Origin of the sequence: Streptomyces sp. NPDC002888, assembly GCF_042888465.1 — a bacterium.
GTDB lineage: Bacteria > Actinomycetota > Actinomycetes > Streptomycetales > Streptomycetaceae > Streptomyces.
The window spans coordinates 22,656-35,367 of the sequence record NZ_JBIAPU010000026.1 but is presented as its reverse complement, the minus strand read 5'-3'; the positions used below and the strand labels follow the sequence as shown (position 1 = coordinate 35,367).

Sequence of the window (12,712 nt, the reverse complement as noted above, 5' to 3'; positions counted from 1 at the left end):
CCGCGCCGGGCCCAGCGCCCCGGCCTCGCCCAGAGGAGCAACCGGTGAGTGCCCTCGCGTTGTCCGTGGTCCTGTCGTTCGTCTCCGCCGTCGCGTACGCGGGCGGGGCGATCGTGCAGGAGCAGGTCGCGGTGTCCTCCCCCGGCGAAGAGTACGCGCCGCTGCGCCGGCTGAGCTGGTGGGCGGCGGTGGCGCTGAACGGACTCGGCGGACTGCTGCACGTGGTGGCGCTCGCCTACGGTCCCCTCAGCCTGGTCCAGCCGCTGGGTGCGCTGACCATCGTCTTCGCGTTGCCCATGGCCGCGCTGTTCGTCGGCCGCAAGGCCGGGGCGGCGGCCTGGCGGGGCGCGATCATGGCGACGGTGGGTCTCGCGGGTCTGCTGTCCCTGGTCGGCGCGTCCGAGGCGCAGTCGCTGAGCACCCCGCAGCGGGTGAGCGTGGCCCTGTTCACGGGTGGCGCGGTCGTCGCGCTGATGATCGCGGGCCGGGCGGCCCACCGGCACCCGGCGGTGCGCAGCATGCTGCTCGCGACCGCCTCCGGCATAGCGTTCGGTATGTCCTCGGTGTTCACCAAGACCGTCGCCGTCGACTGGACCGACGGCATCTCGGCCGCGGACGTGCCGTCCCTCGCCGTGATCGGCGTACTGGCCACGGCCGGCATGCTGCTGTCGCAGGCCGCGTACCGCAGCGGCGGCCTCACCGCCCCGCTGGCCACGCTCACGGTGGTGAACCCGGTGGTGGCCGCCGCGGTCGGCCTCACGATGTTCGGCGAAACCTTCCGCTACGGCACCACGGGCACCGCGCTCGCCCTGAGCTGCGGTGTGGTGGCCGCCGGCGGTCTGATCCTGCTGACGATCGAGCGGCTCACCCGCACGCCGGAGGAAGCCGCCCCGGCCACCGACCCGGTGCCCCCGGTCACGGTGGAGGTGCGCCCCACCGTCCCCGAGCAGCCGCTCGCCGCGCTGCCCGAGGAGGCGTTCGACCCGACCGCGCTCCTGGAAGTCCTGGAGAGCGGGGTCCTGGAGAGCAAGGTCCTGGAGAGCCGGATCCCGTCCCCTGCGGCGGTGCCGGAGAGCTCGTACGCCGACCTGGACGCGTCGGACACCGATGAGCCGGTGCCCTTCCACGGCAGCTTCTACGGCGGGCCGTACGTCCCGGTGCGCGTCCTCGACCGGCGCCGCACCCGGGTCAAATCCTGACGCCGCCGGCCCTCAGGTAGGCCACCGGGTCGACGTCCGAACCGAAACCGGGCCCCGTCCGCACCTCGAAGTGCAGATGAGGGCCCGTGCTGTTGCCCGTGGAGCCGGAGCGGCCGATGCGCTGCCCGCTGCCCACCGACTGGCCGTCCCGCACGGAGATCGCCGAGAGGTGGGCGTACTGGGTGTAGCGCCCGTCGGCGTGCCGGATGACCACCTGGTAGCCGAAGGAACCGCCCCAGCCGGCGCTGACGACCTTGCCCGCCGCGACCGACTTCACGGACGTGCCGGTGGGCACGGGGAAGTCGACACCGGTGTGGTAGCCCTTCGACCAGGAGGAGCCCGTCGCGTGGTAGGCCGTGCCGGTGGCGGCGCTCACGGGGGCGACCACGGAGTGGCTGGTCGCCCTCGGTGTGCTCTGCGACGAGGACGAGGAGGACGAGGAGGTCTTCTTCTCCTCGCGGGACTCGGTGCCGCTCCGGCTCGTCGTGCCGGAGCCCTCGCCGCGCAGCTTCAGCCGCTGCCCCGGCAGGATCAGGTTCGGGTCGGCTCCTATGGCCGCGCGGTTGGCGGCGTACAGCCCCCGCCAGCCGCCCCGGACGTCCCTGTCACCGGCGATGCCGGAGAGGGTGTCGCCGCGGACCACCGTGTACATCTCCGCGGTGCCCGCCCGCGACTGGGGCGTGCTCTGCGGCTGCACGTCCTTCAGGGAGCTCTTCTCGGTCCGGGCCGAGGTGCCGCTCGGGTGGACGTCGGGCGTGTCGCCGCCCCGGGTGAGCCCGGCCCGTACCGAGCACGCCGGCCAGGCGCCGGGGCCCTGGCCCTTCAGCACCTTCTCCGCGACGGCGATCTGCTGGTCCTTGGTGGCCAGGTCCGCCCGCTGCGCGTACGCGGTGCCGCCGTACGCCTCCCAGGTGGACTGGGTGAACTGCAGGCCGCCGTAGTAGCCGTTGCCGGAGTTGATGTCCCAGTCGTTGGTCGACTCGCACGCGGCGACCTTGTCCCAGGTGTCCACGTCGGCCGCCTGGGCGGCTCCGGCGCCGATGAGCGGTAGCGCGATACCGGCACCGCCCGCCGTGACGGTGAGTGACGCGCGGTTGATCCTGTTGGGCTGATACCGGCGGTGCCGACCGCGTACGGCCATGTACTTCCCCCTCGACATGCGCAGGAGGGCCAAAAGTAAGCGCCGCCAACAAGCCATGACAAGACAGCAAATCAGCCTCACCCGCGCCCAAGTGACCGGGAACGAATACCGGTTGCACAACCGATGAGGCAGGTGGGGTCTTCCGTGCGTATCTGCGTACGCAACCGTACGCAATCTCGAACACCCCGGGACGTGCGGTCGGTCCACCGGCACGAAAGGATGGCCGGAACGGCAATACTGCCGAGCACGACCGGCACCACGATGTCCAGGATGCTTAGGAGCCAAACCGTATGAGCACTTCAGCCCAGATCGGCGTCACGGGTCTTGCGGTCATGGGCCGCAACCTCGCCCGCAACTTCGCCCGCAACGGCTACACGGTCGCGGTGCACAACCGCACGGCGGCGCGTACGCACGCCCTGGTCGAGGAGTTCGGCAGCGAGGGCGACTTCATCGCGGCCGAGACCGCCAAGGAGTTCGTGGCGGCGCTGGAGCGGCCCCGCCGCCTGGTCGTCATGGTGAAGGCGGGCGACCCGACCGACGCGGTGATCCAGGAGTTCGCCCCGCTCCTGGAGCCTGGCGACATGATCATCGACGGTGGCAACGCCCACTTCGCGGACACCCGGCGCCGCGAGCGTGACCTGCGGGAGCAGGGCATCCACTTCGTCGGCATGGGCGTCTCCGGCGGCGAGGAGGGCGCGCTGCTCGGTCCGAGCATCATGCCGGGCGGTCCGAAGGAGTCGTACGACTCGCTCGGCCCGATGCTGGAGAAGATCTCCGCGAAGGCGGCGGACGGGGCGCCCTGTGTGACGCACGTCGGTCCCGACGGCGCCGGGCACTTCGTGAAGATGGTCCACAACGGCATCGAGTACGCCGACATGCAGCTCATCGGTGAGGCGTACCAGCTGCTGCGCGACGTGGCCGGGTACTCCCCCGCGCAGATCGCGGAGATCTTCCGCACCTGGAACACGGGCCGCCTCGACTCCTACCTGATCGAGATCACCGCCGAGGTCCTGTCCCACGTGGACGCGGCGACCGGCGAGCCGTTCGTGGACGTGGTGGTGGACCAGGCGGAGCAGAAGGGCACCGGCCGCTGGACGGTCCAGATCGCCCTCGACCTGGGAGTCCCGGTGTCCGGCATCGCGGAGGCGGTCTTCGCCCGCTCCCTGTCCGGGCACGCGGCGCTGCGCGAGGCGTCCCGCGGGCTGGCCGGCCCGAAGGCGTCCCCCCTGTCCGAGTCCGAGGCCGGGGCCTTCGCGGACCGCGTCGAGCAGGCGCTGTACGCGTCGAAGATCGTGTCGTACACGCAGGGCTTCCACGAGATCGCGGCGGCCCGCGAGGAGTACGACTGGGACATCGACCTGGGCGCCGTCTCCGCGATCTGGCGCGGCGGGTGCATCATCCGCGCGGCCTTCCTGGACCGCATCCGCGCGGCCTACGACACCCGGGCCGACCTGCCGAGCCTGCTGTCGGACGAGACGTTCGCGCGGGAGATCGCGGACGCCCAGGACGACTGGCGTGAGGTCCTCGTCGCCGCGACCCGCCAGGGCGTCCCGACCCCCGGCTTCGCCGCGGCCCTCGCCTACTACGACGCCCTGCGCGCGGAGCGGTTGCCTGCGGCGCTGACGCAGGGGCAGCGGGACTTCTTCGGGGCGCACACGTACCGGCGCACCGACCGGGACGGGGCGTTCCACACGCTGTGGGGCGGGGACCGGTCGGAGGTGTCGGCCTAACGCCCACGAGGCGGGGAGTGAGTTGCGGTGGGCGGCGATTTTTCGCCGCCCACCGCCTTTTGTTCACGTTGTTCACGTTGTTCACGTGAGTGGTGGACCGGGCTCCGGGTTCGGCACCGGCTCCGGGCCCGGCGGGATCGGGGACGGGGAGGGTTCCGGAGGCGGGGTGGGAGTGGGACCCGGGGTCGGGTCGGGTCCCGGGGGCGGGGTGGGGGTGGGGCCCGGGCCCGGCGGGGCCGGGTCCGGGGGCGGACCTGGGGGCGTCGGGTCCGGGGGTGGGCCCGGCGGGGTCGGGTCCGGGGATGGGCCCGGCGTCGGTCCGGGATGAACGGGGTCCGGGTACGGGTTGGTCATGATGTCCTCCGGCCAGTCGGTCGACATCGGCTCTGGGCTACGTCCGCTCTGGACAATGTCCGCTCTGGACTACTCCCCCGCGTACCCGACGCCCGTGCGGCCAGTCACCCGTGGGCGTCAATGCGGCGGCCCAGGTGGGCCTCCCGACGCGCGGCCTCCGCTCCGGCCGCGAGCCCCGGGCGGGGGCTGGACAGCACCGGGACGGTGGTCGTCGTGAACCGCTGGGCCGGGGTCATGGAGACCTGGGCGAGCACGATCGCGTCGGCGTCGGTGACCGCGTCGACGGCGGCCGCCACCAGACGTGCGTGCCCCTCGATGTCACCGGCGGCGAAGCGGTCCCAGGCACCGTCGACGAGGAGCGTGCCGACGGTCACGGAGCGGTGGGCTCGGTGGGCCTCTTCCTCGATCAGCGTCCGGGTCGGCGCGAAGGTGCTCTCCACGGTGGCGAGGACGACGACGCGTGAGCCCGCCGCCACCGCGGCGGCCGCCATCGGGCGGTCGACGCGCAGGACCGGCACCCCGGCCCCGGCGGCATACGCCTCCGCGACGGCGCCGATGCTCGAGCAGGTGCACAGCACGGCCCGAGCGCCCTCGGCGACGAGCCGGTCGATGGCGGCTCGGACGTCGTCCGTCACCGCCTCCGGCCCCTCCCGACGGGTACGTGCCAGCAGCTCCTCGTCGACCGCGTGCCGCAGTTCGAGGCCCGGGTGGTGTTCGTCCCGGAGGGCGTCGAAGACCGGGATGTGAGCGGTCGAGGTGTGCAGCAGGGCGAGCATGTCGTGGTCGGCCATCCGCTCAGAACCGCCCGGGGTGCGCGACGAGCCACTCCTTCGCGGCCTGGAGCAGCCGCGGGTCGGCGGCCGGGGCCTCCTCGGGATGGCGCTCGGCCCATGTGACGACGTACGGGCAGAGCGGGGCCACGGGGACGCCCTCCCGCGCGGCGACGGCGTACAGCTCACGCGCCAGGGAGCCCGCGATGCCCTTCCCCTCGTGCGCCGGCTCCACGATGGTGTGGACGGGGACGAGGGCGCGCTCGGGGGACTCGAGGACGAAGTACTCGATGTGGCCGACGACTTCGCCCCCGTCCCCGAGGGCCTCCAGGCGGCCCGCCGCCCGGTCGTCGCGGATCTCTGTGTCGCTCATGGGCTCGCACGCTCCTGGTCCGTCTGGGGCCGGGAGTCCGAGGTCAGACCGACACGGCCTGCGGACTCCGTTCCTGGTCCGAGCCCGGCACCGGCTCCGACGGGTCCGCCCCGAGGGCCACGATCCGGTTGTCGCGGTCCACGTGCACCACCCGCGGCTCAAGCGCCCGCGCCTCGGCGTCGGTGACCTGAGCGTAACTGATGATGATCACCAGATCTCCGGGATGAACGAGATGGGCGGCCGCCCCGTTGATCCCGACCACCCCCGACCCGCGCTCCCCCTCAATGACGTACGTCTCCAGCCGGGCCCCGTTGGTGATGTCCACGATGTGCACGAGCTCACCGGGCAGCAGATCGGCGGCGTCGAGCAGGTCGGCGTCGATGGTCACGGATCCCACGTAGTGCAGGTCGGCCTGGGTGACGGTGGCGCGGTGGATCTTGGACTTGAACAGAGTACGCAGCACTTTGGACTCCTGGAAGACGGCTCCCTGCCTACTTTGTGCAGGTCAAGGGCAGTCTTCACTCTACATGGGCACGCCGGGGTCGATGATTGTGAGGAACATCGCTTCTCAGCGGGGATAGCGCTCCCTGCCTGGGCTTCCGCGCCGACCAGGCTGTTGTGACGCCATCGACCAAGCGCCTGTCGGACAGCCGTATCAGGCTGTTCGGGAACTGATGCTGACCAGATGCTGACTTACCTGACGCCACATCAGGTGCATGCGGGTCACAGGACGACTCGCTGACCGGGAGCCCGCACTGCAGCCCGAGAGCTCCGCGAGGAGCTTACACAGCCAGCGTCAGGCACACGGCCTTCGTGTCGTACCAGTAGATTTCCGCAATCTTCACTTCGACAACCGAGAAGCCCCCGACGCTCTCTCGACCAGTGAGCCGTCGCGTTCCGTTACCACGACGGGGCCGACCGAATGCTTAACCCTCTCCCCGGTCATCGCTATCAGCGCCAAGGGTCTCCCATGGCAAAGCAAGCTCGGCAGGCGAGTTGGAAAGGGGCAACAGTAGATCGCCCCGTCGGCACTCCTATTGTGGCCGCCGACAGGACGCGGGTGTGCTTGTCGAGTCTCGGTGGGGCCAGGCGCAACCCCGGCCCCACCCGGTTGGTCAAACCTTGGCCTCAAGTACGCCCAGCGCCGTATGGAGAACCGGCTCCACGCGCAGGCGCGTCCCGTCCCGGTCGAACACCTGGAGGGCTTCCAGGCAGACAACGGCCCGGCATGCCTCCCCGGACGAGAGACCTGCCATCTCGGCCGCGGTGACGAGGTAGGCGTCGTCATGCCAATCGGTACCGAGCTGCTCGACGACCCCGTCGTAGGCGGCCTTGAGGGTGTCGTTCTCCAGCAGCCCCACGGCATCGACGAACTGTTCGGCGCCGCTGCTCTGCCCCAGCCACGACGTCAGGTCCGCCAGCACCCGGTCCTGGTCCGGTCGGCGATCACGCAGGTGCAGCGCCTTGTCCAGCAGGTACGGCCAGCCACCGGTCGCCTTCGCCAGACGCATCAGCCGTTCCTCCGTCTCGCACAGGCTGTGGCGCTGCGTCCAGTCCTTCAGGCTGCGCAGGTCATGCCGGCGCAGCACCATGATGGTGTCGTGGTCGGCGTCGGGACCGGTGAGGAGGCCGGACCAGAAGCCGAGCTGTTCCACACCCGACACGAGGACCACCGAGCGGGTCGCCTCGGCGGCCTCGGGCAGCACTGCCCTGGCCAGGTCGAAGGACTCCCGGCAGGACTTCTCGCTGCCCAGAGAGAGATCGCTGATGAGCAGTCGCCGCTCGCCAGCGCGGCCGGCGGCGAGCTCCTTGCGGAACGTCTTGGCACTTCCGATGGCGGGCACGGACCAGCCCGCCACCCTGCCCGTCACCTCACGCAGGGTCCGTTCCACATCGGCGACGCCCATCGCCTGTGTACCGAGAACAACGCGGACTTGGTTCACGTATTCGCCCAGCAGGTAGTCGATCTGGTTGACGGTGAGCGGGGCGGACCTGCCGTCGTAGAGGTCCGGACGGCTCTCCAGGACAACGGTCTCCTCCAGCCGGGACTCCGTCTCCGCCCGCAGCAACCGCGCCTCGATCTCCTGGGCGGTACCGATCATGCGCAGCGCGTTGGGCCCTCGCAGATGCCAGCCCTGACCGTCGTTGTTCGGCGCCAGGACACCGAGGCCGACCATCTCCTGCAGATAGGCGCGAAACCCCTCGCTGTCCAGGTGCTCGAAGCCGCGGGGCCACCAGCCAGCACATTCCTCCCGCAACTCCCTGTCACTGAGGCGGGTTTCCAGACCGTTGTCCCGAGCGTGCTGGGCAAGCACATTGGCGATGACGTGGTAGCGGTCGTCCAGGGCAAGGGTGTCCTTGAAGGCCGCGGTGATGTCCGAACGCAGCGAGGTGTCCTGTTCTACCGCGTCGACATCGGAATCCTCGATCGTGTATGGAGGCGGCGCGAGTGGTGCTCGCGCCCGCTTGTCCTGCATGACCTGCACCATCCTGCTGCCGAAGATCTGCAGCAGGAAGGGCTGGTACGAGCAGAACCCGAGCACGCGGTTGACGAGGTCGACGTCAGCGAACTCGAAGCCGAGCGCACGCATCGGGTGCACGATCAGGTCGGCGGCGAACTGGGGGGCGAGCGGTCCCACGACCGTCGGGGTCTGCGCCAGGTGGCTGAACGGGCCGTTCCTGGCGAGCCGGGTGAAGCGCTGCACCGAGTGCAGACCGGCGAACACGACCTTGGCCCGGCCGCGCGAGTCCTCACCCAGACCGCGCAGCCGACGGGTCTCCGTGCACTCGGGAACGTCTGCCTCGAAGAAGCGGTCGCACTCGTCGAGGAGGATGAGCAGCCGCCGGTCGGGATCCTGAGCGAGCCACCGGGCGATCCCGTCGGTGACCCGCTGCCATGATTCCTGTTGTGGGCCCCGGCGTCGGGGCTCCTCCAGAACGCCCTGCCTGATCAGCTCCTGGTCGAGCGTGGGCCAGATGGCCTCGGCACCGAGTGCGGTGCCCCGGCCGATGCCGATCTTGTCCAGGTTGAGGTAGAGCTTGCGGTAGGCCCCCGGCCGCTGTTCCTCGAAGCGGTCCCCCGCGTCGGCGAGCAGGGCCGACTTGCCGAGACCCCGGCCGCCGTAGAGGATCTGGGTCCCCGCCGGGTCGTGGATGCTCTTGCGCTCGCGGTCCCGTCCGTAGAACATCTCCCGGCCGATTTGGCCCCGCTTCTCCTTGATGTATGGGTTCACCGCGGAGAACGGAAGCAGCGTCTCGGTCGTGGCGTCCACCCGCCGGTTGCCGTGCGCGATGAGGTAGGCCAGCGCGGCGTCGTCCACCACCATGATCGGCTTGGTGTCCTGGGAGGCGGCGGCCAGCTCATTACGGGTTCTGCTGTCCAGCGTCCCGAAGTGGACGACGAGCAGACTGCTCTCGTCGGGGTCCTGCAGAGCGCGGGTGATGAGCAGTTTGGCCGCGGGCCGGCCCCAGATCAACAGGGCGCGGAGCTTGCCGCCACGGTCCTTGATCTGCGATCCGAACGCGGGCGCCCAGGCACGGCCGGTGACGTGCACGGGCGCGAGTTCGAAGAACCGGTAGTCCTTGCCACGCGGCAGATCGTCCAGAGGCCGTGCGCGCCGGGCCTCGTATCCGAGGAGAGCCAGAGCCGGATTGAGGCTCTCGCGCGGATTGATGTTGATACGGTCCTTCGTCGCGGCGAGCGTGCTCCACAACTTCAGGGCCGCGGCGGCCCGTTCGGCCTCCTCCTCCGAGAGTCCTGCATAGTCCAGCACGGCGCGGTCGCCGTATCGGCCACGGGCGCGGACGGCCGCGATCAGGTCAGCGTCGATGCCGCCCGGCAACGATTCCGGCACGGCGGGGAAGAACGCCTCCAGGTGCGAGTCCTCGGACCTGATCTCGGGTACCGGTTCGCCGAGTTCGAGGAAGTAGACGAGTTCGGCCGCGGTAGCCAGGCTGTCGGTGTCCAGGTTGCGCAGGACTCGTTCGCGGTCCTCCGCGCTCACGTCCGTCAGCGCCGCCAGCCGGGCGCGCAGCCGGTCGGCGGCTTCCTCACGGTAACGGGGCAGCAGTTCTTCGACTCGGTCGAGGTTGCGCCGGACTGCGGCCAGCTCGCCCGGCCGGTCGTGCTCCAGGTGTGCTCGGGCGTCGGCGAGCAACTCCTGGAGGCTGACGTCCTGTTCGACGGTGAGTGCCTCGTCGGCCTGGGACCGGCGGAGCCGGGCGGCCAGTTGCCGATGTTTCTCGGCGAGCGCGGCGCGGCGCTCCTTCTGGATCGCGCTGAGGCGTGCGCGACGCTCCTCCGAGAGCGACAAGGTGTGGGCTGCAGGAAGGACGTCGAAGTCCGCGAGGTCCGTGATGGTGCGAATCACGCCGAATTCGTCACGGGCGAGCTGCCGTTCGATCGCGTCGTCCCAGGTACGGTCCACTGCCTTCAGCAAGCCGTCCAAGGTCGGCTTCTCTCCCGGCACGGCCGACTCGGCCTTGTGGAGCTCGGCGTCCAGAACCGTCTGAACGTCCGGCTCGGATCCCGTCTCGACCGGTCGACTATTCGCATCCAGCCCGTCGAAGACCTCGGCGAACAGGTCCCGCGCCACGTAGGCGGTGGCTTTCGCCAGGACGGCGGAGCTGCGTTCGGCCGCGGTGAGGTCGTCGGCGACCCGCTCACGCAGGCCGAGGAGGGAGAGGCGCAGGGATGCAATGGACTGGAACGCCCACACATTCTCCTCGGAGCGTCCTGCTTCCAGGTCGCGCTTGACCGTACGCCACTGCCGAACGGCGTCCCGGACGCGCTCGAGGCAGTGGCGGACGTTGTTGCGGCCCGACCCCTGGATGCCACGACCGCCCGGCCCGCGCAGCGCAGCGTCCATCTCGTCGATCGCCGCCTCGACCTGAGCTCGACGGGCGAGGTTTTCCAGCAGCTCGTCGGCCAGGTGCTCGGCGTCCGGGGCCCCGGCCACGATTGCGGTCAGCACGCTGCCGAGCAGACCGGTCGGCGCCAGCCAGCGCTGCACCATGGCGCTGGCCCGTTGGAAGCGCATTCGAGGGACGGTGAGCATAGCCTGGCAGGCGTCCACGGCCGCGCGCAGCTCGCCCTCGGTGTGGGAGACATCGGCGACAACGGCATGGGGCGGCGCGATGAGCAGCGCGCCCTGCAGTGCACGTTCTGCCACCATGGTGGCCACCTCGTGCAGGGCATCGGGCAGTTGCGGGGTGAGCGCCCTCAGCTGTGCACCGACCACGGGTGCACCCGTCACTAGGGCTGCCCGGACCAGCGTGGGCAGCAGGAGCAGGGACAGCGCGTCACTGTCGCTCTCCTTACGGGCCTCCCACTCGTGCAGCGCCTCTTCGATGATCTGAGCCGCTCGGCCGGTCCTGGAGTGCAGCAGTGTCGCCGCGGCGGCCAGGCGCAGGACCGCGGCCTCGGTGTCCGGGCGGTCGGCGGCCTGCGACAGGTGGGCGGCAAGTCCGAAGCGCTTCTCGGCGATGAGACGGGCGAGGACGGGTTCGATGCTCTTCGTTTCCGTGCCGTCGGCTGTTTCCGTGGTGGTGTCGACGGCCGCGGTCGCTGCGGGGGCGGCGAAGACCCGCCGTTCCGGCGCGGGCTGCTGCTCGGCGGTGTCGGCGGACCGGGGAGGTCGCTCGGCCGGGACGCAATCGGCGGTGCTGTGGTCCTGCGTTTCAGGCACGCCGGTGTCAGCCTGCGCGGCGGTGGCCGTCTCCGGGGATATGGCCCGTTCCGGCGCCTCGGGAACCTCGGCGGATTCCTCGCCCTGCGGGGCGGCGGCCGTGTCGGGGTGAGGGGTCCTGTGCTCGCTCAGCGTGATCTGCTGGTACAGGACGGCGGCCACAGCGTACGGCGGATGTGCGACCGACAACTGCTGTTGGAGCTCGATGATCTCCTGCTGTGCGTCGGACCGGTCCTTCATGTCGGCGAGGCGCACCAGCAGCGTGAGAATGTGTGCGCACGCGTCGTCCTGTTCGTCCCACTCTTGCTTCGCGAGCAGTGCCTCCGCGCTGTGCCTGGCGTCCGCGATCACCGCGGCCACCGCACTGTCCGGAGCGCAGCCCAGGGCCGTCACCGTCTCCACCACTTGACGGGCCTCGGCGTTCCTCTCCTTCCGTTCGACGCGCGCACGAACCTCGTCGATCGACCTCAGGACATCGGTGAGGCGATCGGTGACGCCGGTGACGCCGAGTTCTGAGAGCACACCCCGCACGTGGGAGAACGCCGGGGCGACCGCGGCGAGCGGCACCAAATCAGTGTCGGTGGGCGGGCACCCGTCCAGCAGGGTGGCGCGCACGCGGTCGACGGCGCCTCGTGCCTCCTCGACGACGTGCTTGAGCTCCTCCTCGGCCGAGGCCAGATCGTCTAGGGAGCGCCCCTCACCAGGGGGCTGCTCTCCCTGCTGCGCTGAGGACTCGGCCAGTTCTGGAGCCGAGATGTGCTCGGGCAGCCGGGGAGCCGGGACCGCAGCGGTCGGCTGTGGTTCCTCAGCCGCCGCGTCCTCGCCAAGCGCAGTGAGGTGGTCAAACCCGGGAGTCGCGTCGATTACCTGCTGAGCGGCCTTGAGTACCGCGGCCAGTGCCGCCTCGTCCGCCTCCATACCGAACCAGTCGTGTTCCGCGGCCCATACGAGCAGTCGGGCGTCGTGCGCCGAAGCCTGGAGGTGGGAGAAGAGCGCCAGGCGGAGCAGGCATGCGCCCCAGCGGCTCACGAGACCGGGGCTCGTGCCCGCGGCCCCGTGCTCAGCGACCTCGTGATCGATGTCGTTCATGATCCGGGCGGTGAGGTGGGACACCGCATGCCTGTGGTGGGTCGGCTCCACCCGTTGCAACCGCTTGAGCACTTGCTCGCTGAGCACGCGCCCGAATCGCCGCGGCTCGACCTTGCGGAAGCCGAGACCCCTCATGATGGCCTGACGATCCTTGGGCCCGAGGGAGTTCAGCGCGAGTTCCGTCTCGCCGACCGTGAGGGCGTCGAGGGCGGCGTCCAGGATCTGGCCGAGTCCGTCGAGCGTTACGGCGAGTTCCTTGAGCAGTCCAACCGGTGTGCCGTGCGGGGAGGACGGTGGTTTGGCGACCACGGCGTAGCTGGCGGTCATTCAGTCCCGATCTCTTGTTTCCTGTGATGTGGATGCGGGGGG

General features: G+C 70.5%; 7 protein-coding genes. 2 read left to right on the top strand and 5 right to left on the bottom strand.

Going from position 1 to position 12,712, the window contains the following annotated elements:
- Nucleotides 1–44: 44 nt before the first annotated feature.
- On the top strand, nt 45–1,199 hold the full coding sequence (locus ACFYWX_RS34300; protein WP_389428726.1) for a DMT family transporter: 1,155 nt from the start codon (nt 45–47) through the stop codon (nt 1,197–1,199).
- Here ACFYWX_RS34300 and ACFYWX_RS34295 read toward each other — a convergent pair.
- Nucleotides 1,189–2,340: a transglycosylase family protein gene (locus ACFYWX_RS34295; RefSeq protein ID WP_389428725.1), complete on the bottom strand. Its 1,152-nt coding sequence runs from the start codon at nt 2,338–2,340 to the stop codon at nt 1,189–1,191. The genes ACFYWX_RS34300 and ACFYWX_RS34295 overlap by 11 nt on opposite strands.
- A 290-nt stretch (nt 2,341–2,630) precedes the next feature.
- Between ACFYWX_RS34295 and gndA the strand changes: the two genes are divergently transcribed.
- On the top strand, nt 2,631–4,070 hold the full coding sequence (gndA, locus tag ACFYWX_RS34290) for an NADP-dependent phosphogluconate dehydrogenase (RefSeq protein WP_389428724.1): 1,440 nt from the start codon (nt 2,631–2,633) through the stop codon (nt 4,068–4,070).
- A 458-nt stretch (nt 4,071–4,528) separates the two neighbouring features.
- On the opposite strand, the gene ACFYWX_RS34285 is transcribed toward gndA, so the two are convergent.
- From ACFYWX_RS34285 to ACFYWX_RS34270, 4 genes are all read right to left on the bottom strand, one after another.
- Nucleotides 4,529–5,200, bottom strand: coding sequence for an aspartate/glutamate racemase family protein (locus ACFYWX_RS34285; RefSeq protein WP_389428834.1), 672 nt, complete (start codon nt 5,198–5,200; stop codon nt 4,529–4,531).
- 19 nt (nt 5,201–5,219) lie between these two features.
- The gene (locus ACFYWX_RS34280) at nt 5,220–5,567 is read right to left on the bottom strand and encodes a GNAT family N-acetyltransferase (RefSeq protein ID WP_389428723.1); all 348 of its coding nucleotides are present in this window, start codon (nt 5,565–5,567) and stop codon (nt 5,220–5,222) included.
- 43 nt (nt 5,568–5,610) lie between these two features.
- Nucleotides 5,611–6,030 carry an aspartate 1-decarboxylase gene (panD, locus tag ACFYWX_RS34275; protein WP_383463761.1) on the bottom strand — a complete coding sequence of 140 codons (420 nt, stop codon included), beginning with the start codon at nt 6,028–6,030 and terminating at the stop codon, nt 5,611–5,613.
- Nucleotides 6,031–6,682: 652 nt separating this feature from the next.
- On the bottom strand, nt 6,683–12,670 hold the full coding sequence (locus ACFYWX_RS34270; RefSeq protein ID WP_389428722.1) for a hypothetical protein: 5,988 nt from the start codon (nt 12,668–12,670) through the stop codon (nt 6,683–6,685).
- Between the last annotated feature and the right edge of the window lie 42 nt (nt 12,671–12,712).

Excerpts from the sequence above, each read along its gene's own strand:
- ACFYWX_RS34285 (WP_389428834.1), bottom strand. The coding sequence starts at position 5,200 with ATGCTCGCCCTGCTGCACACCTCGACCGCTCACATCCCGGTCTTCGAC.
- ACFYWX_RS34270 (WP_389428722.1), bottom strand. The coding sequence starts at position 12,670 with ATGACCGCCAGCTACGCCGTGGTCGCCAAACCACCGTCCTCCCCGCAC.
- ACFYWX_RS34280 (WP_389428723.1), bottom strand. The coding sequence starts at position 5,567 with ATGAGCGACACAGAGATCCGCGACGACCGGGCGGCGGGCCGCCTGGAG.
- ACFYWX_RS34295 (WP_389428725.1), bottom strand. The coding sequence starts at position 2,340 with ATGGCCGTACGCGGTCGGCACCGCCGGTATCAGCCCAACAGGATCAAC.
- gndA (WP_389428724.1), top strand. The coding sequence starts at position 2,631 with ATGAGCACTTCAGCCCAGATCGGCGTCACGGGTCTTGCGGTCATGGGC.